A 22,236-nucleotide genomic window follows, 5' to 3' on the forward strand; every position below is an offset into this window, starting at 1 on the left:
CGTTTTTAAGTTTTAGTTCGCATTAAAACTTTAGCGCTTTTGACGCTGGTGATGAATGGGGAGCGTCCATCCCATCACCCACTCAAATCGCTAACTCTAATCCTCCACCTTACTATTCCGCAGCGCCCGCGGCGACTGCCCATACCAGCGGCGGCAGGCCCGGGTCAGTGAGGTGGCATCGCTGTAGCCCAGTAGTTGTGCAATATCGGTAACGGCGATGCGGCTGTGCAGCAGCAGGTTCAGCAGGCGTTCACGCCGTATGTTATCCAGCAGTTCTTCAAAGCGCAGATCCAGCGCAGCCAGCCGTCGTTGCAACTGATGGCGTGGCATTTTCATCTGTTCGGCAATCACCGGCAGGGTACAGTCGCCGGTGGCGAGGGTGCGTTCAATCAGGCTGCTCACCTGCTGGCCCAGATCCAGCGGTGTGCGCTGCATCAGGTAACGCACGGTGCGTTCGGCGGTCTGTTGCAGCTCGGGGTTGGCGGCGTCAATCGGGCGGGCCAGCAGTGCGGCTGGAAACAGCAGACCGTCCTGCGGCTGCAGCAGTTTGACGTCACAGCCGAGCAGCATCCGGTAGTTTTGGGGCGTTAGCGGCGAGTCGTGTTCGAACGACAGTTGCCAGTGCTGGCCGTCATCACCGGTGATCATACGCAGAAAAGCGATGGCGACGGCGTAGGGCAATTCCGTCAGGTGACGCAGCGCCTCACCCTGCACCGGCAGGTTGTGCTGCAGGCGCAGTGTGGCTTGTTCGCCCTGCGTGGCTACCGTCATAACCAGACCCGGAGAGTGGTAGGGCATATAACGGCTGATGCGTTCCAGCGCTTCTCTCACCGTGCCGGAATGCTGCGCTGCCAGTGCAATGGGGCCGAGGATCGACAGGTTCTGGCGCTCGGCCAGCAGAATGCCGAAATCGTCGCGTTTCAGGCTGCTGGCGGCTTCGTGCATCAGGCTGGCGTAGGCACGCAGGGGCAGGGTGAAATCTTCGCTTTCAATCTGCTCGGGGGTGACGCCGTGGCGTGCCAGTAAGGCGCGGGCATCGCCGCCGAGCTGGCTGACGAGGGGCACAAATCCGGTCAGGGCGCGGGTTCGTACCAGAAAGTCGGTAGCTGTCATCTTGTGTTCAAATGCCAGGTCATTGTTACCAAATGTCAGGTATTAGAACCGGCCTGATGGGAATATCTCAAGTAATAAAATTATAAAAATACGAGGTATCTTCATGATAGGTCACTATCAGGACGTGCTGGCTATCGAGCAGGCCGACCATCCGAATCACACTCTGAACAGCACTTACGAGCTGCTGCAACACAGCGCGCAGCAGTATGCTGATGCACCGGCACTCAGCTTTTTTCTGAATACCGACGATCATCATAAGCCCCAGACCTGGAGCTACAACGATCTGTTCAGTGACATCACCCGTGCCGCCAACCTGTTCCGCCGCTTAGGTATCCAGCGTGACGACGTGGTGGCGCTGATTCTGCCGAATTTGCCGGAAACCCATATCGCTATGTGGGGGGCGGAAACCGCCGGTATCGCTTTTGCTGTGAACAACCAGTTGGAAAGCAGCCAGCTGGCTCAGTTACTGCGTAATGCTGATGTGCGCTGGGTGGTGACGGTGGATGCCGGTGTGGATGAAGAAATGTGGACGCGAACGGCCAACGCCTGTGCGGCGCTGCCGGGTTTGCACGGCATCTTGTGCATCAGCGCTGAACACTATGGTCAGCCACGCCGCAATGGCGATCGTTCCGTCTTGCCGGAGCGCATGCCGGTACTCAACTTTCACGATCTGGTGGCCGCCGAGCCGGGCGATGAGCTGCTGTTTGAGGCGCCTGCGGCCGACGATATTGCTGCCTACTTCTGCACCGGTGGCACCACCGGACTGCCGAAAATTGCCTGCCACAGTCAGCGTAATCAGGTGATTTTTGCCGGCCAGCTGAATGCGGTGGTGGGGTGTAGTATGCTCGGCCATGGCCGTACGGTGCTCACTGCTTTGCCGTTGTTCCATGTGAATGCGCTGCTTGGTACCGGCCTGGCGGCGTTTGCTTCTGGCAGCCATGTATTACTGGCTACGGCGGCCGGCTTCCGTACGCCGGGTCTGGTGCCGCGTTTCTGGGAAATTGTTGCCACTCATAAGGTTAATGGTTTCTCGGGTGTGCCGACGATTTACTCGGCCCTGTTGCAGGTGCCGGCGGGTGACTGGGATACATCCTCCCTCAGTGCCGCGATTTGTGGTGCGGCACCGATGCCGGCGGAACTGATTCGTCGTTTTGAGCAGCAGTTCGGTATGCGCGTGCTGGAAGGTTATGGTCTCACCGAAGGTGTGTGTGCCTCGTCTGTCAGTCCGGTCAATGGTGCGCTGCGCCCGGGTTCTATTGGTATGCGTCTGCCGTGGCAGGATATGCGTGCCATGGTGTTGGATGACGATGGCCGCTGGCTGCGCGATGCCGCAACTGATGAAACCGGCGTGATCTGCATCAGTGGCCCGAACGTGTTCGCCGGTTATCTGGATGATGGTCACAATCATGGTGTGTGGTTTGAAACGCCGGATGGCCAGCGCTGGTTTAATACCGGCGACCTGGGCCGTTGCGATGACGAAGGCTTTTTCTGGCTTACCGGGCGCAAAAAAGAACTGATTATTCGCGGTGGCCATAATATTGACCCGCGCAGCATTGAAGACGCGCTGGTCGCGCATCCGGCCGTGGCCATGTGTGCCGCCGTTGGCCGTCCGGATATTTATGCCGGTGAATTACCCGTGGCTTATGTACAGCTGCGTCCGGGTCATGACGTCAGCCATGATGAATTACTCGGGCATGCACGCTCACTGATTGCCGAGCGCCCGGCGCTGCCGAAAGAGCTGATTTTTGTCGATGCCCTGCCGCTGACGGCAGTCGGTAAGACCTTTAAACCGGCGCTGGTCATGCGCGAGGTGGAACAGGTGGTGCGTCAGTCGGCGCAGGCGCTTGGTGTGCAACTGCAGAGTGTGGACGTGCGCCAGGAAGCGAAGCACGGAGTGGTGGTGCGGTACCGCTGCGCCGCTGATAACGGCGAGCAGACAGGCAAACTGGCAGAGTTGCTGGCGTCCTACACCTTTGTTAGTCAGGCACTGTAATCCGGCCGCCACGCTGTGATGAACATGGCAGCGTGGTGGTTTCATACTGCCGACTCAGTTTGCTACACCGCTTATCTGAAGGCTAATGCACCACCTTCGCGACGGGAGCCCTGTCATCGGCTCTCGTCGCTCCCCTCCTGTCGTACTCTCGTTGGTTCCCTCCTGCTGTACCTGGCCGGTGCGCGACATCCGCCTGCAGGCGCTGCGGCCAGACAAAGGTAATGAAGTCACTGTTTGGCAGGTAGATTCTTGTCTTAATAATCTGACCATTTGGTCAAATATGATAGAGTGCGCGCTTTGCCAAAGTTGCCATTTACTGGCCTTTGCGCCCCAGATAACCCGGAAAGATGATTGGAAAGAAATGGCTAAAAAACACCCTGTTGCTGTAGCAATCGTTGCTGCGGCATTGTCCGCCAGCGTCAGTGCAGCCCCCAGTGTGAACTTCTATGGCTTTGTTGATATTGGCCTGGAAACCTACTCCTCGAGTGCCGCTAACGGTACGGATGTTTACCCGAACAGTGGCTCCGACGACCCAGCTAACCGCAGTAACAGCAACAGTGATGCGCGCGAGTTTGCGCTGACCAACGGCGTGCAGTCCCGTTTGGGCGTAAGGGGTAGTGAAGATCTGGGTGATGGATGGAGCAGTAGTTACCGTATTGAAGCGCGTATTAACGTGCTGGACGATGGCGGTAATTTTGCCCGCACCCGTTTGGGCTGGATCGGTCTGGCTAAAGGTGAGCACAGCGTTAAGGTCGGTGCTCAGTGGTCGCCATTCCTTGAATACAGTGGCTGGAATACCAATCGCAACGAAGTGCAGGGCATGGGCTCTTATTTTTACATCACGGAAGCCCTGCCGGGTTCTGTAGGCTATGGCTACCGTAACGACAGCACCATCAATTACACCTATGGTGGTGGCGGTTTCAGCACCAGCCCATTTACGGCAACGCTGGCACTGCATATTGCCGAAGACGACCGAACCGTGACGGTGGATGGTGATGACGAGCTGGCCAACGACAGTGGCATTACCGCTGTGACGGTAGGCGCTGCCACTACCTTTGCAGGCCTCACCCTGAACGCGGTGGCGATTCAGTCGGTGGTAAAAGAAAGCGATGCTGCGAAGTCTGTGAATGCCGAACTGAGCGCGCCGATGATTTACAGTGTGGGTGGTAAATACGTGGTAAATAATGCGTGGAATTTCGGCCTGGCCTACCGCGTTGCAGAGCGTGATAGCGGCGGTGATGACAAGCGTACCTCTGCAACGCTGTCGGCTCAGTATCATGCGTCAGAAAAGCTGACGCTGAATCTGGGCTACGCGGTTGGTGAAGACGATGATGCTACTCAGCGTCAGCTGGATGCTGATATTTTCGGCAGTGCATATTACCAGCTGGCAGGCAGCCGTCTGATTGGTTTTGAGTTTGAAAAAGCCGATTACGGTCGCGATGGCGAGTCGCAGGCGATGCTGCTCAGCATGCGTCAGAATTTCTGATCGGCGGGCAACGGTCTGCTCTTCAGTGTTAACAAGGGACCGTTCGTTGTGCAAAAAAAGCCCCGGAAATCCGGGGCTTTTGTCGTTTAATAGGCTGCGGCCAGCAGGGCATCGCATGCTTCATGCGGATTACCTGTGCTGTCGTATACCTTTACCCATTCATCGTAGTTGTGGATAACCGGAATATCTTCCGGGTGGAAACCCGGCTTAAAGTACATCAGCAGTTTTGGCAGCATAGAGGACAGAATCCCTTTGCGGCCATACATCCAGTTAAGGTTTTTAATAAACATCATACGGCGCTGGAACCAGTTGTAGCCATCGGTTTTCAGCAGTACATCCGCGTAATCGAACATCACTTTGGTGGTGTGGCGGGTGGCAATAACCATCGCGGTACAGCGTTTGATATAACCGACTTTGGCAACGGTTTTCATTACGTTAAACGCTACTGAGCGGTGCTCCATTTCTTCAATCGCATGCCAGGCCAGAAGGGCGCGCATTTTCGGATGAATTTCTGCAGTCACTTCTTTACGTGAGAAAAAGGTTTCTGCCAGCAGTGCGGTAAAGTGTTCGTAGGCTGCAGTTAAGGCCAGATTGAATTCATCGGAATACTTGTTCTGGTCTTTCTTAATGTACTCTTTCAGTTCATTCAGGATGGTGTCCATCGGCATGCCCTGCGCTGCCAGCAAATCATTGAATTTGGTATGGGCAATACCGTGCTGGGCTTCCTGCATGGTGAATTCTTTTACATCGTGCTGCAGCTTCGGATCAGTAATACGGTCGCGGAAGGCACGCACGCTGGAGATAAAATAGCGCTCGCCATCGGGGAAACTGAGTTGCAGTGCGTCCATTACGCGGGTTTTAAACGGATCGTTGGCATTCCAGTATTTTGGAAAGTTTGCGTCAAGTCCGAAATCGATGTTCTTGCGCGCCTCAATGGCTGGCTGAGTGTGCCTGGTCATAATGTCTCCCTGTATCGGTGATGCTGGCTGTTGTTGTGTTATCAGCTTCGTGGTGAGGATGTGGAATACTGGTCGAGCACGCCATAGTGCTCGGGGTCGCGCATATCACCCATTTCCCGGTGCAGAATACGGTTGCGCAATTTCAGTGGTAATAAGGTCAGGAAACGCAGTAGCGACGACTGGTAACCGAAGATCATTCGTTGCTTGCCTGTGCGTATGCCTTTAATAACTTCGCGTACCGCAACCAGAGGGCTGGTTTTAAGATATTTTTCTTCAAACTCAGCGCCGTTCTTAGAGTGTTTGGCGATGTTGGTTTTAATGCCCCCCGGATGCACCAGATGAACAGAAATCGGCGTATCGGCCAGTTCTACCATCAGTGATTCAGTAAAACCGCGCACGGCAAATTTGGAAGCACAGTAATCACTGGTGCCCGGCGTACCAAGTAAGCCAAATACGCTGGATACGTTCACTACCGCGCCTTCCTGATTGGTCAGCAGTTGCGGCAGAAAGGCTTTGGTTATGTTCACCACCGCAAAAAAATTAACCTGCATGGTGGTGTGATACTGGGCGTTATCCTGCACCCATACTGGCGCGCCGCCACCGCCGATGCCGGCGTTGTTAATAATCACATGGGCGTTGCCCAGCTGGCGTTTTACTTTGTCGGCAAATGCGTTGACGCCTTCTTCACTGGCGATATCCAGCACTTCACTGAGACTGTTACGGCGGGTGATGGCTTTCACCATGGTGTGTGTTTCGGCCAGCTGTTCGTCGTTGACATCTGTGATGGCGACAACGGCGCCCAGACGGGCAAACTCCAGCGCGTATTCGCGCCCCATACCGGATGCAGCACCGGTAATCACAACCACTTTGTCGGTAAAGTCTTTCACAGGTCGGCCTCTTATTATTGTTTGCCGGGGCTCGTGTTAGCGGCCCGCAGTATTTGCTGAGTCTGATCATCTTATGAACGCTGCCTCAGGTCTTCAATGTACAAAACAACACTAACGTGGGTATATTTGGTGCAGATTGCACTCTCACTGTTAGCGGAGCCCTTATGAAACTGGCCGTCAGTACCCGTCAGCGCTGGCCCAGCGTGTCGCCCCGGATTCTTGAACTTATGCGTACCGGCGCCGAGCTGGCGCTGCAATTAGCGACCAGTCCGGAAGTGCTGGATGAGCTGGAAGCCGGCAATTTTGGTGAGGCAGACAAGCTGTATGTTGACCCTGTGTTATCGGCCAAGCAGCGACGAGCGATTCGTGCCGGCACTATTCACTGGCTGAACGGTGTGATTGCGCAGCCCGACCAGCCGGTGAGCGCGTTTCTGGTTGAAGAGGCAGTACTGGGCATTAATGAGGTGTATCCGACACAGGCGGCACAACTGCTGCTCAGTAACGCTCGCTCGGTGCAGGACATTGCCTGGCAGTACTGGATGAAAATTGTCTTTCAGCTTACGCAGGAGCCACTGGAACTGCAGCAGTTGCTGGAAATCTCATCGGTCTCCATCAGTACCTTTATCGACGACAGCTTGCAGTTAGGTCTTGCTCGTATGCAGCAGGATTCGGAATCACGCAAAAGTGGTCTGCTGGAACAGCAGCGTGAGCTGATCTCACAGATTGTCGCCGGCGAGACCACTGATGCCGAAAGTGCCGAGCGCTTACTGAATTATCCGTTCGCGCACAGTCATCACAGCGCAATTATCTGGAGTGAAGAAATTGATACGGAAATCTCTGACCTTGAGCATCTGGCCACGGCGTTTCAGAAGGCTTGTCAGCAGTCGACATCGTTGAAAATTATCGTCAGTCCATCGTTAATCTGGGTATGGGCTGCAGCCGATTTTCCGGTTAATGAGAAGGTGCTGGAGAGTGCGTTAAAGAAAAAGGAAAACATCCGTCTCAGTTATGGCGAGGGCGGTAACGGCATGGATGGATTCCGCCGTTCGCACCTTGATGCTCAGGCCGCGCAGCGGGTGCTGGGAAGATTGAAATCCAACGTGCAGCTGGTCAGCTACGACCGTGTACGTCTGATGGCGTTCCTGTCTAAAGATGCCAAATCCATTCAGCATTATTCCGGCCATGTGCTGGGTGACCTGGCGCAGGCGCCTGCTGCTGTAAGACAATCTTTGCATGCTTTTCTGGAGTGTGGCTGTAATGCCACGGAAGCAGCAAAACGCTTACACACCCATCGCAATACTCTGCTGCGCCGGCTGGCAAAGGCAGAGGAAATGCTGCCGCGCCCTCTGGCGGAAAACCGCATTCAGGTGGCGGTGGCACTGGAAGCGTTGTACTGGATTCTGTAGCGCTCAGTTGGCGTGTTCTGCGGTGATTTCCTGATCTGTTCTGATCGCTCGACTGAAGGCCGCCAGCCCCAGCAGAAGCGTATCAGTGACACTGGTCATCTGCAGAATGTCGTCTGCTGTAGGGTTTTTACTGAGCAGCGCTACGGTAACGCAGGCCTCATCGATAATTGCCCCGGACATGGTTGTCACTACTTCGCGTAAGGCTGCCTGAGCATGGTGTGCGCGAGCGGATGTGTTGATCAGCATCACGGGCTTATCGACGAACTCCGGCCCGCTTACCAGCCAGTCAAGAGCATTCTTCAGCACTCCGCTGATGCCGTGTGCATATTCCGGGCTGGCGATTATCAGGCCGTCAGCGGCTGCCAGTTGTTGCTTCATGCGCGCCAGCGCTTTGTTTTCATGTTGCTCATTATCAGGATTGAACAGCGGCAGGAGGCCGATGTCTTCGTCAATCACAATATCGATATAACCGCTGCACAGCTGCTGTAATGCCAGCAGGCACGCCTTGTTTATTGATTGCTGGCGCAAGCTGCCACACAGGGCAAACAAAGTAAGCGATGACATAGAAGGTTCCGTCTATTGCCTGGTGATCGCGGCTTGTCAGAAGCGACGTGGTACCTTTGTTGTAACACAGTCGCTGGCTTACGCCTATTTGCCGGTTCGGCATCACTACTGAACAGTGTGATAAAGTAGGGCCCTGTGTTTCCAACAGATCTGAGTGTATGCCATGGATATTATGACCATTGTGATTGTTTCCACCGTTATCTTTCTGCTGTTTGTCGTTCTCGGCAAAATTGCCCTGGTGAAGATTATGGCTAACAGCAGCAAGGCAGCACTGACACCGCAGACGGTACTGGAAGAGGTTGAAATCTTTCTTGCTTATGGCAAAAAAGACGACGCTATTCAGCGTTTACGCAGCGGACTGGAGCACTTTCCCGATCATGCCGACTTGTCGGCACGGCTGAACGACCTGCTCTGATATTCTCATTGACTGGCGTTTGTTGTGGCTGTTACTGAGCTTAACGAGAATACCTTCGCACAGCTTATTCGTACGGCAGATAAACCACTGCTGATCGACTTCTGGGCTGACTGGTGTCCGCCCTGCCAGCAAATGCTGCCTATCTTCACGCGAGCGGCTGAACAACTGTCTGAACGGGCGCAGTTCGCCAGTGTGAATACACAAACGGCCCCGGCAGTGGGCTTCCATTATGCAATACGTACCATCCCTACCATTATTCTGTTCTGGCGTGGTCAGGAGGTTGGCCGCCGCTCGGGAGTGCAGTCTGTTGCTCAGCTGACTCAGTGGCTGGATGAACTTCAGGAAAACCCGTTGTGCTAACTGGGTAGTGCCGGAATCGGAGTTATTTTGCGATATTCCCCTGATTTTTATTGCTGTATCCATTCCTTTTGAAATCTTATTAATTTTTATTATGGTCAATAAATATCTGGCTTATTAGTCAGGATTTTAGTGATCGATTTGTTCGTTAAAAATGTGCCTGGTATTTTTTCTTGAGGTCTGTTTTTGGCCTGAAAATACAGTGTTTATGGCCTGTTTTGATTCTGTTTTTCTGTCTTAATTATCATTAATAAAAAAGACTGATATTTAAGTATGAATATCGATTTTATTTCATGTTTTTTATTGTCGTAATTGTGCGTGCTGGTAATTTGTTTTCGCCATTTTCAATGGCTCACGGAAAATTAATAACGACAAAACGAAGGTAATGGATATGAAACTGATTAGCTTGCTGATGGCAACCTCGGTTGCTCTGCCTGTGATGGTGAATGCCGCACAGGGCGATAACAATGGTAAACCATTTCAGGAAATCACCGCGGTTATCGAAGAAAACCGTGCTCTGATTGATGCCAACAGTGCTGATATTGCTGTGCTGAACAGCAGTGTCTCAGATATCGAATCGGCAGTGGCTGCTATGCAGCTGGATGTCTCGGGTCTGGCTGCCCGCATCAGCGAGAATGAAACAGATATCGCTGATCTGCAGGCGCGTGTCGCCGGCCTCGAAAGTGATTACAGCACACTGAATGGCGAGCTGGCGCAGCTGCGAGCAGATCACGAAGCCGATATGGCAGCGATTAACGCCGCTATTGCTGCTGCCAATGCCAGTATCGCTGCTCTGCAGGCGGAACTGCAGGTGCTGACTGCTGCACTGAATCAGCGTCTGGCCAGTATCGAAACCAGTGTCCAGGACAATGCGCTGGCCATTGATGCTCTGCTGCTGGACCTGAGTGTGACCAGTGCCAAAGCACTGGCAAACATGGTTGCCATCGCCGGGCTGCAGTCGGATATGGACGCTCTGGAAGTTCGTGCGGCACAGCACGAAGCGGATATTGCCAACCTGCAGGCACAGATTGATGCTCTGGATCTGCGTATTTCAGGTCTGGAAGCGGGCGACAACAGCTGTGCTAACAGCACTCTGTGGCAGCCAGTGGACTGTACCACTAACCGCTGGGTATGGACGTCTGAGCGCGCCAATGCGTCTGTTGCAGCAGCCGATGCGGCCGGAACGCTGTGGGTTGGTGATCAGCACGCGGCGATTCCGTCTACCTGTAGTCTGGATGGCACTGGCTGGGTATCCACCCAGGTGTTCACTATGCAGGGCTGTAACAGCAGCTGGTATCACATTGGTGGTACCTACACCGGCAACTGTGGAGGCCACGATGGTGACCAGGTTCGCCGCCTGACCATGAACCCGGAAGGTTGCGTTAATTACACCGAGTAAGTAACGCTGGCAGCAGAAGCTTTCCCCTGGCTTCTGCTGCCATTACTGTACCCGGCAAACACAGCATTTCAGTTGCCCCGGGGTTATACCCGCCCACCACAACACGCTTCGTGATAAGGTAACCACATTGTCGTTCCGCAGTGGAATGACGGCAGAATTCTATATCTCTGTAGTGGAAACCCTATGATCAGATCGACCCTGTTAGTTCTTTCTCTGATGGCACCGGCGCTGGTGCTGGCCGACGACGCTCGCGTCATTCCCGCTGAGGATGCCGCCGCCTGCCGGCTGCTGGCAAAGCAGGAGTGCAAAACTAATGAAGATAAGGGACTGGCGTACTGTCAGCAGTGGCATCAGCATCAGGCGCGTAAGCAGAATGCCGATGCCGTGGTGCTGGCTGATGCCGACACCTTTATCCGTAAACGTCCGTCGCTTAATGGTGTGAAGACTGTCACCACCACGATAGTGCCAGCCGCTTACTACTATTGTGGTTTTGAGCCGCTGACGCGCCGCAAAGGAGAGGGTAAGGAAGCCGTTGCTCCTGTCTCCGGGACAGAACACCACAATCGTTTTGAGCAGCGCCTGCTCACCCTGCAGAAACTGAAGGACAAAGGCCTGATCAGTGCTGAAGAATACGCACAGAAGCGCCAGCAGATTCTCGACGAGCTGTAATCCTGCCGAGCCGCTCAGGCGGCTCAATCCCTCCCGATAAAGTCAATTCACGCCATTTTTGTACAAAAATGGAACAGTGTGGCGCTTCAGACACTGTTTACAGCGTAAACATTATGGATAGACTGTCACCCCCCAATTAATTCCGGGTTGATGTGACATGACAAAGAAACACAAACTGCTGGCCGTCGCTGGTGCAATTATTCTGGCAGCAGGTTACTGGTGGTGGTGGCATCAGGGACGTGCAGACACCGACAACGCTTATGTAAAAGCCGATATTGTCTCTGTAATGAGCCGTGTATCCGGAACCGTTATCGCCACTCCGGCGCCGGCCAACCGTGCGGTTGCAGCCGGTGATGTATTAATTCAACTGGATCCGGCGGTATATCAGACCCGTCTGGCTGAAGCCCGGGCACTGCGTATGCAGGCTGAAGCGAATCTGGCGCACCTGAGCGATCGTGAGAATGCACAGAAAGCCCAGGTCGAAGCGGCACGTGCCAGCGTGGCGGCGGCAGATGCCGAGTGGCGTCGTACACTGCAGCAGGAAAATCGTCTGCAGCAATTGAAGAGCCAGCAGTACGTTTCTCAGGACGATCTGGATGCGGCGGAGCTGAATAAAGCAGCGGCGCAGGCGCGTCTGAATCAGGCGCAAGCCCAGCTGGCAGCGCAGCGCGCTAACCTGGTGGCGATCAGTGGCGAGCGTCCGTTGCTGAGCGCAGCACTGGAACAGGCTAAAGCCGCCGAAGGCCGCGCTGAGCTGGAACTGAGTTACACCGATATCCGTGCCCCGCGTGCCGGTATGGCGACCAGTCGTCAGGTACAGGTGGGTCAGGCGGTGGAGCCTGGTATTCGTTTGCTGAGTATCGTTACCGAGCCGGTCTGGGTGTACGCCAACTTTAAGGAAACCCAGGTTGCCGATATGCAGGTTGGTAATCGCGCTGAGCTGCACGTTGATGCTTTCGCTGGCAAAACCTTCAGCGGTACTGTGGACAGTTTCTTTGCTGCAACCGGTTCTGAATTTGCGTTGCTGCCGGCACAGAATGCCACCGGTAACTTCACCAAAGTGATTCAGCGCGTGCCAGTGAAAATTCTGTTCGACGACGGTCAGGATCTGAGCGGTATCCGCGCCGGTATGTCGTTGGAAGTTACGGTTTTTACCGAGTAAACCATGAGTAAGGGTGGAGTGCCGGTTAAAAACTGGCTGGCCATTGCCGGGGCGCTGATTGGCGCCTTTATGGCGATTCTCGATATTCAGATCACCAACTCGTCGCTGAAAGATATCCAGGCGGCGCTGGGTGCAACACTGGAAGAGTCGTCGTGGATTGCGACTTCGTATCTGGTGGCGGAAATGATCGCGATTCCGCTCACCGGCTTCTTTGCTGCCTGGTTATCGCCACGGCGTTATCTGTTGTGGAATACCGCGGGCTTTATTCTGTCATCACTGGCCTGTTCCTTTGCCTGGAACCTGGAGTCGATGATTTTTTTCCGCGCGCTGCAGGGCTTTACCGGTGGTGCGCTGATTCCGATGGCATTTACCCTGATTATTACCTTGCTGCCGCTGGATAAGCGTCCGGTGGGCATGGCGTTGTTTGGTGTGACCGCAACCTTTGCTCCGAGTATTGGCCCGAGCCTTGGTGGCTGGCTGACCGAAGCCTTCAGCTGGCATTACATCTTTTATCTGAACGTGATTCCGGGGCTGGCGGTAATGTGGTTGCTGGCCGAAGGTCTGGATAAAGCCGAAGGCGATGACAGTCAGCTGAAACGCATTGATGTGTTTGGCATGGTAACCATGGCGCTGGGCTTAGGCTGCCTGCAGATCATGCTGGAAGAAGGGGCTAAGGAAGACTGGTTTGATACCGAATATATTCGCTGGCTGGCGCTGATTTCATTTGTTTGCCTGGGTTTATTTATCCGCAAACAATTGATGTCGGAACACCCGCTGGTGGATCTGCGTTTATTCCGCAGTCGCGACTTTACCCTGTCGTGTATTAATTACGTGGTACTGGGTGCCGGCCTGTTCGGTTCGGTGTATCTGGTGCCTTTGTATCTGGCGTCAGTGCACAACTACACCGCACTGGATATTGGTCTGGTGCTGATGTGGGTGGGCTTTCCACAGTTACCGTTTTTCCCGTTAATTCCGCGTATTCTGAAATATGTGGATGCTAAATATCTGGTGGCTTTCGGCTTCAGTGTGATGGGCATCAGTATGTTTATGAATATCCATATGACCACGGAATATGATGGCTCTTATTTAATTCCGGCGCTGCTGGTACGTGCGCTGGGGCAGCCATTTATTATGGTGCCGTTGTCGATTCTGTCATCGCAGAATTTAAAACAGGAAGATATTCCTTCGGCATCGACACTGTATAACGTGATGCGCAACCTCGGTGGTGCGGTGGGTATCGCGGTGCTGGCTACCTTGCTGACCGAACGCACGGATGCCCATGTGGTGACCCTGCAGCAGAGCATTATTTCCGGCAGTCAGAATGCAGCGGAATATTTCCATACCCTCGGCATGATGCTGGGTGTGGCCGGCGGCGCGGAAGAGCAACCCTACGCCGTGGTGATGCAGGAAGTAACCCGTCAGGCGATGGTGTTGTCGTATAACGAAGCCTTTATGGCCATGGGCTGTATGCTGCTGATTGCGGCAGCGGCGTCGTTGTCGATTCGTCCGGCACCTAAAGATGCTGTCACTGATGGTGCGGGTGCTCACTGAGGCGTGATATCTGCCGCCAGTAAATCGAAAACACGTCTGACCCGCGGGCTGGTTCGCCTGAGCGGTGTGTTTCAGGGGGGCGTCTGAGGGACGCGCTTCGGCTGGTCAGCCACTGATATCGGAGACGCCTGAACCCGGGTGGTTCAGGCGCAATGCTTATTCGCCTTTGATAAACAGCGGAATGTTATCAAACAGTTCGCGGATACCTTCCGACCAGGCGGCACGCAGCTTCAGAAACTGTTCGTTGGTCTCATCAATACGCTGTATACCCGGACTTTCCAGAGCATCGGCGTGATAGGTGATAACGTCCAGCGGCATCCCTACTGACAGGTTGGAACGCAGGGTGGAATCCATCGAGATCAGCGAACACTGCAGAGCACGATCGAGTGGCGTATCAAAATCGATAATGCGATCAATGATCGGTTTACCGTACTTGCTTTCACCAATCTGAAAATATGGCGTGTCGTCACAGGCTTCAATAAAGTTGCCCTGCGGATAGACGTGGAACAGACGCGGCTCATCGCCTTTGATCTGACCGCTGACCAGCATGTTGCAGGAAAAATCCACGCCCTGATTCTGGCCGCTGTCGCGGGAAATCACCTGACGAATGGTTTTACCCACCAGTTCAGCCACATCAAACAGACTCGGCACATTGAGCACATGGCGTTCTGCGCTTTTTACCTGATGCTGCAGCATGGTAATCACCGACTGGGTGGTGGCGAGGTTGCCGGCACTCTGCAGGAAAATCACCCGGTCGCCCGGAATTTCCAGCACGTACAGTTTACGGAAGCTGGCAATATGATCGACGCCCGCATTGGTACGGGAATCGGAGGTCAGCACCAGTCCATCGCGGACTTTGATCGCAACACAATAGGTCATGAAAGAGCTCCACAGGTGATTTTTACGCCATAGTCTCGGGCGCTGGCGGAAAAGATCGCGCAGGTTGCCTGACTGGCCAGTTTTTGTCCAGTGCCGGCCATCGTTTCGCACGTCAATGCTGCCGCTGCCAGGCATTTTTTATATCAGGCCGATAGCGACAGTCTGATGACCGCTGCAAAACCTTCTATTAAACTTAGGCAAAACTTATACAAAGTGCTCAGTCACAGGAGATTGCCCGTGCAAATGCCACAGCAACGCCCACCGTTCGGTGTGCTTCTTGCGAACCTCGGAACCCCACAAGCCCCAACCGCCAGTGCTGTGCGTCGCTATCTGGCCGAGTTCCTGTGGGATAAGCGTGTGGTGGATGCGCCGCGTCCGCTGTGGTGGCTGATTCTCAACGGCATCATTCTGCGCACCCGTCCGGGGCGGGTGGCAAAAGCCTACGCCTCGGTATGGACTGACGAAGGCTCGCCACTGATGAGCATTTCACGCCAGCAGCAGCAGGCGCTGAGCAGTGCGCTGAAAGCCGAATTCGGTTGTGATATTCCGGTGGCGCTGGCCATGACCTATGGTGAACCGAGCATGGAACAGGCCGGGCGCGAACTGCGCCAGGCCGGTGTGGAAAATATGCTGGTACTGCCGCTGTATCCGCAGTATTCCGCCAGCACCACGGCGGCGGTGTTCGACCGTCTGGCTAAGGGGCTGAAGGCCTGTCCGCATCTGCCACAGATGCGTTTCGTTAACGAATACCACCTGCACCCGCAGTACATTAAAGCGCTGGCAGACTCAGTGCGTGAATACCGCGCTGAGCATGGCAGTGGCGATAAGCTGTTGATGTCGTTTCATGGTATACCTGAGCGCTATGAGCGTCAGGGTGACCCGTATCCTTCACAGTGCCGCGCCACAGCGGTTGCCGTGGCTGCTGAACTCGGTCTGGCTGATGATCAGTGGCTGTGTTCGTTCCAGTCGCGTTTTGGTCGTGAAGAGTGGGTTAAGCCCTACACCGATGCCACACTGGAAGAGTGGGGTAAGGCCGGCGTAAAACGCGTGGACGTTATAAGCCCGGCGTTCTCTGCCGACTGTCTGGAAACGCTGGAAGAACTGGATGTGGAAAACCGCGAGCACTTTCAGCATCACGGTGGTGGTGACTACCACTACATTCCGTGCCTGAACGTTCGTGCTGACCATATCGCGCTGATGACGGCGCTGGTAAAAGATCATACTCAGGGCTGGTGAAAGCCATTTGTCGGTTTAACGCCAAGGCTTTGGTAATCTGAATGTCTGGATTGATCATGGTCTGACCTGCGGAAGTGTGGAATCATCCTGCAAAAAATCGGGGAATACCACATGACTCAGTCAGCCACCGCCCGCGTACTGTGCGAAGTACGCGACAACATTGCCTACGTCACCATGAACCGGGCCGATAAGCTCAACGGTCTGGACTGGGCAATGTTCACTCAGATGATTGCCACGGCAAAGAAAATCCGCAAGAACCGCAGCATCCGTGCGGTGGTGCTTAGTGGTGATGGCGCTTCCTTTTGTGCCGGCCTGGATTTCGGTGCGTTAAGCAAAGATCCGATGATGGTACCTAAGGTTTTCCTGAAGTGGCCATGGACCAAACAGAACATCGCGCAGAAGATTGCTCATTGCTGGCGTGACCTGCCGATTCCGGTGATCTGTGCCATTCACGGCAACTGCTTCGGCGGCGGTATGCAGATCGCTCTGGCCTGTGATTACCGTATTGCTACCCCCGATGCCAACCTGTCGATCATGGAAATGAAATGGGGCCTGATCCCGGATATGAGTGGTATGGTGACGCTGTCGCGCCTGACGCGAGTGGATATTGCCCAGGAGCTGACCATGACAGGACGCCAGTTCCCGGCCACCGAAGGCTATGAATACGGGCTGATCAGCAAGCTGGCCGCCGACCCAGTGGCGGAAGCGACCCGCCTGGCAGAGGAAATCGCCAGCAAATCGCCGGATGCCATAGCGGCGACCAAATACCTGTTTAAGAAAACCTGGAAGGCCGATACCTGGAAAGCACTGCGCTGGGAGCGCTGGGTGCAGGCGCGTCTGCTGGGTCGTAAGAATCAGAAAATCGCCATGGCCAATGGTCTGGCCAAAGGCAAAGAGCCGAAACCATTTAAAGACCGCACTTCCTTCCTCTGAGGAAGTGCCAACCGGAGCGCCATCATGTCCACTGCCAGGCTTATCTTTCTGACCGCAGTGGCCATGCTGGCCTTCGCTGCTAACTCCATTCTTAATCGTGTGGCACTGACCGATAGCACGATTCATCCTGCCAGCTTTACGCTGATCCGTCTGGCTTGTGGTAGTGCTTTTCTGTTGCTGCTGGTGGGCTATTCTCGCTGGCGTGCAGCGGCTTCTGACCGCGCTTCGCAAGCGTTTTTACGCATGGGCGGTCGCCACTGGTCGGCGTTGTGTTTGTTTTTGTATGCCGCCGGTTTCTCGCTGGCTTACCGCGATTTGTCTGCCGCCAGCGGGGCGTTGCTGTTGTTCGGTTCGGTGCAGCTGACCATGGTCGGCTTTGCCATCCTGCGCGGACAGCGGTTGCGTGGCCTGCAGTGGGTGGGTTTACTGGCCGCCATTGTCGGTATCGGTTACCTGTTGTTGCCCGGTGCCCAGGCTCCGCATCTGCAACCGGCGTTACTGATGATAATCGCGGGTATTGCCTGGGGGGCGTATTCGTTACTGGGGCGGGGCAGCGCCAGTCCGCTGGCGGATACGGCGGCCAACTTTCTGCTGGCCACGCCACTGGCATTGTTACTCAGTGCTGTGCTGATGGGGCCGGCGTTACTGGATGTGGCCAGCTGGCCATTGCGCGGGGTGTTGTATGCCTGTGCCTCGGGGGCGCTGGCATCTGCGGCGGGTTACGCCTTGTGGTATTCGGTATTACCCCGGATGAAAGCAGCAACGGCCGCCACACTGCAATTATCGGTACCGGTACTGACAGCGATTATGGGGATGGTGTTTTTATCCGAAGCACCGGGTGAGCGTTTATGGATTGCTTCCTTGCTGGTGCTGGGCGGCATTTTTCTTTATCTGCGGCCGGTGCGTTACAGCGCCTGATCGAAATACAGACCAGCACCGCACAGGCTGTCGATTTCATTCAGATAATGCATTAAGTGCGGCGGGAAATTCAGCCCTTCTACCATGCTCAGGTTACGCAGGGTCGGGAAAATCAGCAGATCATCCCAGCTGATACTGTGACTATGATCGGACGGTAGTTGCGGCGCCGGCAGGCTGTTAATCATGCCCTGTACGATTTGCAGGTGTTGACCGCTTTCCCGCATGGCCTGGTCAAAGCTCATTCCCAGCGCACTCTCTTTTTTCACGCGGAAATAATGACAGGCGTCGTCGCACATAAATTCAGGTAAACCCAGCGCCAGCGCGCGTGGATAAAACAAGGCAGAAATGCTGTGGGATGCGCCATCGTAAGCCTGGCTGAATGGCTGGCTGTCGCCACCGTCACGAATGATACGCTGCTCATTCCCCAGTGTTGCCAGATAACGGGCAATATCCAGGCTTTCGGCCATCGCGCTGCCATCGTCTTTTTCCAGAATGGGTACCTGTTTGGCGCCAATCAGGCGCTGGCCTGTTTCGGCGTCGTCATTCAGCAGGAAAACAGTTTCGTGGTCGATATCTTTATAATTGGCCACCATCACGGCGCGCAGGCAGAACGGACAGTGGTGATAGATGTACAAACGCATAACGACTCCGGCAACAGATTCTGCAGGCACTTTAGCAGTGTTGTACTGGCGAAACGATGACGGAGGACAAGTGGCTCTGTTTTGCCGGGAGGCCGGACGTCCGACGTCAGACGTCCGACATCACACGCCTCAATCTTCGCCGATAAACCCGCCGGTCTGATGCGCCCATAGCTGAGCGTAAATACCGCCTTGAGCGATCAGTTCCTGGTGTGTGCCCTGTTCGGCAATACGGCCTTCATCCAGCACAATCAGACGGTCCATCGCTGCGATGGTGGATAAACGGTGAGCAATGGCGATCACGGTTTTATTTTCCATCAGACGGTAGAGGCTGGCCTGAATCGCGGCTTCAACTTCGGAGTCCAGCGCCGAGGTGGCTTCGTCCAGAATAAGCAGTGGCGCGTCTTTTAACAGTACCCGCGCAATGGCGATACGCTGGCGCTGACCACCGGATAATTTCACCCCGCGTTCCCCCACCTGGGCGTCGTAGCCGACGTTACCGTTGGGATCGCTGAGCTGCTGAATAAAATCGTGTGCTTCGGCCTTGCGTGTGGCTGCCAGCAGTTCGTCTTCGCTCGCTTCAGGGCGACCATAGAGAATGTTGTCGCGCACGCTGCGGTGCAGCAGAGAAGTGTCCTGGGTCACCATGCCAATATGCTGGCGCAGGGAATCCTGGCTGACCTGGCTGATATCCTGACCGTCGATCAGAATCCGGCCGGAGTCGACGTCGTAGAAACGCAGCAGCAGATTCACCAGCGTCGATTTACCCGCACCGGAACGTCCTACCAGTCCGACTTTCTCGCCCGGTCGGATGGTAATGTTGAGATCATCGAACACGGTGCGATCACGGGCACTGTCGCTGCCACGGTAGCTGAAGTTGACCTTCTCAAGGCGGATTTCACCCTGATCAACCGTCAGTGCCGGAGCATCTTCAAGGTCAGTCACCTGTGGTGCTTTCGACAGGGTATTCATACCGTCGATCACGGTGCCGACGTTTTCAAACACGCCGACCAGTTCCCACATAATCCATTGCGCCATGCCGTTCACACGCAGCGCCAGAGCGATGGCGATCGCAATGGCACCAGCACTGATGTCGTTCTGCATCCACAGCCAGATCGACAGTGCTGCCACAGAAAACGCCAGCAGGTAGTTAAGCAGGTTGACGCAGATATTCACCGCCGAGGCGATACGCATCTGACGGTAAACCGTGTCCATAAAGCCTTCCATCGACTCGCGTGCGTATTCGGTTTCACGGTCGGTGTGGGAGAACAGTTTAACGGTCTGAATATTGGTGTAACTGTCGACGACGCGCCCGGTCATGATCGAACGTGCATCGGCCTGTTCGGTGGCGACTTTTTTCAGGCGCGGAATAAAAAACGCCTGAGTGGCGATGTACAGAATTAACCACACCAGAATCGGTAGCATCAGCAGCAGGTCGAGGGAGCCCACCATCACCAGCACCGAGGTGAAGTAGACAAAGATGTACATCATGAAGTCGAGCAACTTCATGGCGGTTTCACGCACCGCCAGAGCGGTCTGCATGACTTTGGTCGCCAGTCGCCCGGCAAATTCGTCCTGATAAAAAGACAGGCTCTGACGCAGCAGGTAGCGGTGAGCAAGCCAGCGTACCTTCATCGGGTAGTTGCCGAGCAGCGTCTGAAATACCACCGAGGTGTGCAGATACATTGCCAGCGGCATGGCAACCAGCACCAGTAAGGCCATGCCTATGAGGTGAGTACCTTCGTCCTGCAGCAGGGTTTCCGGCTGTTTCTCGGTCAGCCAGTCGACCAGCTGGCCCATAAAACCGAACAGGGTCACTTCCAGAATAGCGAGGGTCGCCGTTAATACCGACATTACCACCAGTGGCACTTCCATGCCGCGGGTGTAATGGCGGACAAAGGCAAACAGTCCGTGTGGTGGCTGTGCTGGTTCGGCCGCCGGAAACGGTTTCACAAGACGTTCAAAAAACTTGTACATAATAGCTCAGAGAGGGAAGACGCAATCCGGGCGACACCATAGCCGACCAGTCAGGTGATTGTAAGACGAGGATGCTGATTTCACTGTTCGCCTCAGCCGGTAAATAGCGGAAAAAAAAATCGCTGGCCTGCAAAGTCTTCGTGACACTGTATGCTTCAGAATGGTCTGAATCGAGCTCGGCGCTGGGTACAGGGTTAACGGGCTGGTGAGCGGCCCCAGAGGGGGCTGTGTTGTCTCTGGCAGGCATTGGCCTTACCAGTCCTTCCCTCAAGCAAAGATTTCGATTGCCAGCTGTGTTACCATCACAAATGTTTATCGTAAGAACAAGGAAAACTCGCTGTACTGCAGCAGTGAAAAGCCTATCTTTGCGCGACTTTCACATACCCACTACCGATATAAGGAGGTAGCGAGCCCAATGGTTGTTCAACCTGAAGACTACTACGACGCCGAAACCTTTGCCCGTCTGAAATCCTTTGCTGACAAACAGGAAACTCCTTGCCTGGTTGTAGACAGCAAGATTTTTGCACATCAGCTGGATGAGCTGATCGACAGCTTCCCATACGCGAAAACCTATTACGCTATTAAAGCCAACCCGATGCCGGAACTGCTGAGTATCCTGCGTGACCGTGGTTGTAACTTTGATGTTGCTTCGCGGTATGAGCTGGACAAAGTAATGGCGCTGGGAGTTACAGGTGATCGTGTCAGTTATGGCAACACCATTAAGAAGGCCCGCGACATCCGTTATTTCTATGAGAAAGGTGTGCGCCTGTTTGCCACCGACTCTGAAGCGGATCTGCGCAATATTGCCAAGGCCGCGCCAGGTGCCAAAGTGTATGTGCGTATCCTGACCGAAGGTTCGCAGACCGCTGACTGGCCGCTGTCGCGCAAATTTGGTTGTCAGTCGGATATGGCGATGGATCTCTGTCTGCTGGCGCGCGATCTGGGCCTGGAACCTTATGGTATTTCTTTCCACGTGGGTTCTCAGCAGCGCGATATCGGTGCCTGGGACTCGGCGATTGCCAAGGTGAAGGTAATCTTCGAGCGTCTGAAAGAAGAAGACGGTATTCAGCTGAAAATGATTAACATGGGCGGCGGTTTCCCGGGTAACTACATCAGCCGTACCAACGACCTGCGCACTTACGCAGCGGAAATTACCCGTTTCCTGCAGGAAGACTTCGGTGACGATCTGCCAGAAATTATTCTGGAGCCAGGCCGTTCACTGGTAGCTAATGCCGGTATTCTGGTGAGCGAAGTGGTACTGGTCAGCCGTAAGGATCGTTACGGTCTGAACCGTTGGGTATTTACCGATGTCGGTAAATTCGGTGGTCTGATTGAGACCATGGATGAATCTATTAAGTACCCTCTGTATGTAGAAAAACAGGGCGAGCTGGAAGAAGTGGTTCTGGCAGGTCCTACCTGTGACAGCGCGGATATTCTGTATGAAAATTACAAATACGAGCTGCCACTGAATCTGTCTGCTGGTGATCGTCTCTACTGGTTCTCAACCGGTGCGTACACCACGACTTACAGTGCGGTTGAATTCAACGGATTCCCGCCGCTGGCTTCGTTCTGCATCTGATGCAGCCTGAATAAAAAAAACGCCTTTATGGCCACTAGTGTCCCACAAATTTTCATTTGAACTTTTGTGGGATATTCCGGGCCCCTTGTCCTCATAGAGGGGCCTTACCCCTCTC

20 protein-coding genes are annotated in these 22,236 nt (G+C 54.5%); 13 read left to right on the top strand and 7 right to left on the bottom strand.

Annotated elements, in window-relative coordinates:
• Positions 1-96: 96 nt before the first annotated feature.
• Positions 97-1,113, bottom strand: a complete 1,017-nt coding sequence (locus I9W95_RS10700) for an AraC family transcriptional regulator (protein WP_225674688.1) — start codon at positions 1,111-1,113, stop codon at positions 97-99.
• Between the two features lie 103 nt (positions 1,114-1,216).
• Between I9W95_RS10700 and I9W95_RS10705 the strand changes: the two genes are divergently transcribed.
• Entirely contained in the window at positions 1,217-3,106 is a 1,890-nt protein-coding gene (locus tag I9W95_RS10705) for an acyl-CoA synthetase (protein ID WP_225674690.1), read from the top strand.
• A 361-nt stretch (positions 3,107-3,467) separates the two neighbouring features.
• Positions 3,468-4,592: a porin gene (locus I9W95_RS10710; protein WP_225674692.1), complete on the top strand. Its 1,125-nt coding sequence runs from the start codon at positions 3,468-3,470 to the stop codon at positions 4,590-4,592.
• Between the two features lie 86 nt (positions 4,593-4,678).
• Here I9W95_RS10710 and I9W95_RS10715 read toward each other — a convergent pair whose 3' ends face one another.
• Positions 4,679-5,551: a metal-dependent hydrolase gene (locus tag I9W95_RS10715; RefSeq protein ID WP_225674694.1), complete on the bottom strand. Its 873-nt coding sequence runs from the start codon at positions 5,549-5,551 to the stop codon at positions 4,679-4,681.
• A 41-nt stretch (positions 5,552-5,592) separates the two neighbouring features.
• Positions 5,593-6,438, bottom strand: coding sequence for an SDR family NAD(P)-dependent oxidoreductase (locus I9W95_RS10720; protein ID WP_225674696.1), 846 nt, complete (start codon positions 6,436-6,438; stop codon positions 5,593-5,595).
• 164 nt (positions 6,439-6,602) lie between these two features.
• Here I9W95_RS10720 and I9W95_RS10725 point away from each other — a divergent pair, with 164 nt between their 5' ends.
• Complete coding sequence (locus tag I9W95_RS10725; protein ID WP_225674698.1) at positions 6,603-7,844, top strand: PucR family transcriptional regulator; 1,242 nt, start codon at positions 6,603-6,605, stop codon at positions 7,842-7,844.
• A gap of 3 nt (positions 7,845-7,847) precedes the next feature.
• Here the strand turns inward: I9W95_RS10725 and I9W95_RS10730 are convergent, their stop codons facing one another.
• Positions 7,848-8,408 (bottom strand): NADPH-dependent FMN reductase, encoded by a 561-nt coding sequence (locus I9W95_RS10730; protein WP_225674700.1) that lies wholly within the window; start codon positions 8,406-8,408, stop codon positions 7,848-7,850.
• 163 nt (positions 8,409-8,571) lie between these two features.
• Here I9W95_RS10730 and I9W95_RS10735 point away from each other — a divergent pair, with 163 nt between their 5' ends.
• From I9W95_RS10735 to I9W95_RS10760, 6 genes are all read left to right on the top strand, one after another.
• Entirely contained in the window at positions 8,572-8,823 is a 252-nt protein-coding gene (locus I9W95_RS10735) for a hypothetical protein (protein ID WP_225674702.1), read from the top strand.
• Between the two features lie 24 nt (positions 8,824-8,847).
• Positions 8,848-9,183, top strand: coding sequence for a thioredoxin family protein (locus I9W95_RS10740; RefSeq protein WP_225674704.1), 336 nt, complete (start codon positions 8,848-8,850; stop codon positions 9,181-9,183).
• Between the two features lie 388 nt (positions 9,184-9,571).
• Positions 9,572-10,579, top strand: a complete 1,008-nt coding sequence (locus I9W95_RS10745; RefSeq protein WP_225674706.1) for a coiled-coil domain-containing protein — start codon at positions 9,572-9,574, stop codon at positions 10,577-10,579.
• A gap of 183 nt (positions 10,580-10,762) precedes the next feature.
• Positions 10,763-11,248: an SHOCT domain-containing protein gene (locus tag I9W95_RS10750; protein ID WP_225674708.1), complete on the top strand. Its 486-nt coding sequence runs from the start codon at positions 10,763-10,765 to the stop codon at positions 11,246-11,248.
• A 157-nt stretch (positions 11,249-11,405) separates the two neighbouring features.
• A complete protein-coding gene (locus I9W95_RS10755; protein ID WP_225674711.1) occupies positions 11,406-12,410 on the top strand; it encodes an HlyD family secretion protein in 1,005 nt (334 codons plus the stop codon).
• 3 nt (positions 12,411-12,413) lie between these two features.
• The gene (locus I9W95_RS10760) at positions 12,414-13,961 is read left to right on the top strand and encodes a DHA2 family efflux MFS transporter permease subunit (RefSeq protein ID WP_225674713.1); all 1,548 of its coding nucleotides are present in this window, start codon (positions 12,414-12,416) and stop codon (positions 13,959-13,961) included.
• A 156-nt stretch (positions 13,962-14,117) separates the two neighbouring features.
• Here I9W95_RS10760 and I9W95_RS10765 read toward each other — a convergent pair whose 3' ends face one another.
• The gene (locus I9W95_RS10765) at positions 14,118-14,840 is read right to left on the bottom strand and encodes a proteasome-type protease (protein ID WP_225674715.1); all 723 of its coding nucleotides are present in this window, start codon (positions 14,838-14,840) and stop codon (positions 14,118-14,120) included.
• Between the two features lie 243 nt (positions 14,841-15,083).
• Between I9W95_RS10765 and hemH the strand changes: the two genes are divergently transcribed.
• The 3 genes from hemH (at position 15,084) to I9W95_RS10780 (ending at position 17,927) form a co-directional block, all read left to right on the top strand.
• Entirely contained in the window at positions 15,084-16,076 is a 993-nt protein-coding gene (gene hemH, locus I9W95_RS10770; protein WP_225674727.1) for a ferrochelatase, read from the top strand.
• A 111-nt stretch (positions 16,077-16,187) separates the two neighbouring features.
• A complete protein-coding gene (locus tag I9W95_RS10775) occupies positions 16,188-17,009 on the top strand; it encodes a crotonase/enoyl-CoA hydratase family protein (protein WP_225674717.1) in 822 nt (273 codons plus the stop codon).
• A gap of 24 nt (positions 17,010-17,033) precedes the next feature.
• Entirely contained in the window at positions 17,034-17,927 is an 894-nt protein-coding gene (locus tag I9W95_RS10780; protein ID WP_225674719.1) for a DMT family transporter, read from the top strand.
• Here the strand turns inward: I9W95_RS10780 and grxB are convergent.
• Both grxB and I9W95_RS10790 read right to left on the bottom strand, forming a co-directional pair.
• Positions 17,915-18,568 (bottom strand): glutaredoxin 2, encoded by a 654-nt coding sequence (gene grxB / locus I9W95_RS10785; RefSeq protein ID WP_225674721.1) that lies wholly within the window; start codon positions 18,566-18,568, stop codon positions 17,915-17,917. The genes I9W95_RS10780 and grxB overlap by 13 nt on opposite strands.
• A gap of 129 nt (positions 18,569-18,697) precedes the next feature.
• Entirely contained in the window at positions 18,698-20,542 is a 1,845-nt protein-coding gene (locus I9W95_RS10790; RefSeq protein ID WP_225674723.1) for an ABC transporter ATP-binding protein, read from the bottom strand.
• Between the two features lie 415 nt (positions 20,543-20,957).
• Between I9W95_RS10790 and I9W95_RS10795 the strand changes: the two genes are divergently transcribed.
• Positions 20,958-22,121, top strand: coding sequence for a type III PLP-dependent enzyme (locus tag I9W95_RS10795; protein WP_225674725.1), 1,164 nt, complete (start codon positions 20,958-20,960; stop codon positions 22,119-22,121).
• Positions 22,122-22,236 lie beyond the last annotated feature (115 nt).

The sequence above is a fragment of the Thalassolituus marinus genome (assembly GCF_020320395.1).
Lineage (GTDB): Bacteria > Pseudomonadota > Gammaproteobacteria > Pseudomonadales > Oceanobacteraceae > Venatoribacter > Venatoribacter marinus.

Coding starts and splice junctions, on each gene's coding strand:
- I9W95_RS10700 (WP_225674688.1), bottom strand. CDS start 1,113: ATGACAGCTACCGACTTTCTGGTACGAACCCGCGCCCTGACCGGATTT.
- I9W95_RS10705 (WP_225674690.1), top strand. CDS start 1,217: ATGATAGGTCACTATCAGGACGTGCTGGCTATCGAGCAGGCCGACCAT.
- I9W95_RS10710 (WP_225674692.1), top strand. CDS start 3,468: ATGGCTAAAAAACACCCTGTTGCTGTAGCAATCGTTGCTGCGGCATTG.
- I9W95_RS10715 (WP_225674694.1), bottom strand. CDS start 5,551: ATGACCAGGCACACTCAGCCAGCCATTGAGGCGCGCAAGAACATCGAT.
- I9W95_RS10725 (WP_225674698.1), top strand. CDS start 6,603: ATGAAACTGGCCGTCAGTACCCGTCAGCGCTGGCCCAGCGTGTCGCCC.
- I9W95_RS10730 (WP_225674700.1), bottom strand. CDS start 8,408: ATGTCATCGCTTACTTTGTTTGCCCTGTGTGGCAGCTTGCGCCAGCAA.
- I9W95_RS10735 (WP_225674702.1), top strand. CDS start 8,572: ATGGATATTATGACCATTGTGATTGTTTCCACCGTTATCTTTCTGCTG.
- I9W95_RS10745 (WP_225674706.1), top strand. CDS start 9,572: ATGAAACTGATTAGCTTGCTGATGGCAACCTCGGTTGCTCTGCCTGTG.
- I9W95_RS10750 (WP_225674708.1), top strand. CDS start 10,763: ATGATCAGATCGACCCTGTTAGTTCTTTCTCTGATGGCACCGGCGCTG.
- I9W95_RS10755 (WP_225674711.1), top strand. CDS start 11,406: ATGACAAAGAAACACAAACTGCTGGCCGTCGCTGGTGCAATTATTCTG.
- I9W95_RS10760 (WP_225674713.1), top strand. CDS start 12,414: ATGAGTAAGGGTGGAGTGCCGGTTAAAAACTGGCTGGCCATTGCCGGG.
- I9W95_RS10765 (WP_225674715.1), bottom strand. CDS start 14,840: ATGACCTATTGTGTTGCGATCAAAGTCCGCGATGGACTGGTGCTGACC.
- hemH (WP_225674727.1), top strand. CDS start 15,084: ATGCCACAGCAACGCCCACCGTTCGGTGTGCTTCTTGCGAACCTCGGA.
- I9W95_RS10775 (WP_225674717.1), top strand. CDS start 16,188: ATGACTCAGTCAGCCACCGCCCGCGTACTGTGCGAAGTACGCGACAAC.
- I9W95_RS10780 (WP_225674719.1), top strand. CDS start 17,034: ATGTCCACTGCCAGGCTTATCTTTCTGACCGCAGTGGCCATGCTGGCC.
- grxB (WP_225674721.1), bottom strand. CDS start 18,568: ATGCGTTTGTACATCTATCACCACTGTCCGTTCTGCCTGCGCGCCGTG.
- I9W95_RS10790 (WP_225674723.1), bottom strand. CDS start 20,542: ATGTACAAGTTTTTTGAACGTCTTGTGAAACCGTTTCCGGCGGCCGAA.
- I9W95_RS10795 (WP_225674725.1), top strand. CDS start 20,958: ATGGTTGTTCAACCTGAAGACTACTACGACGCCGAAACCTTTGCCCGT.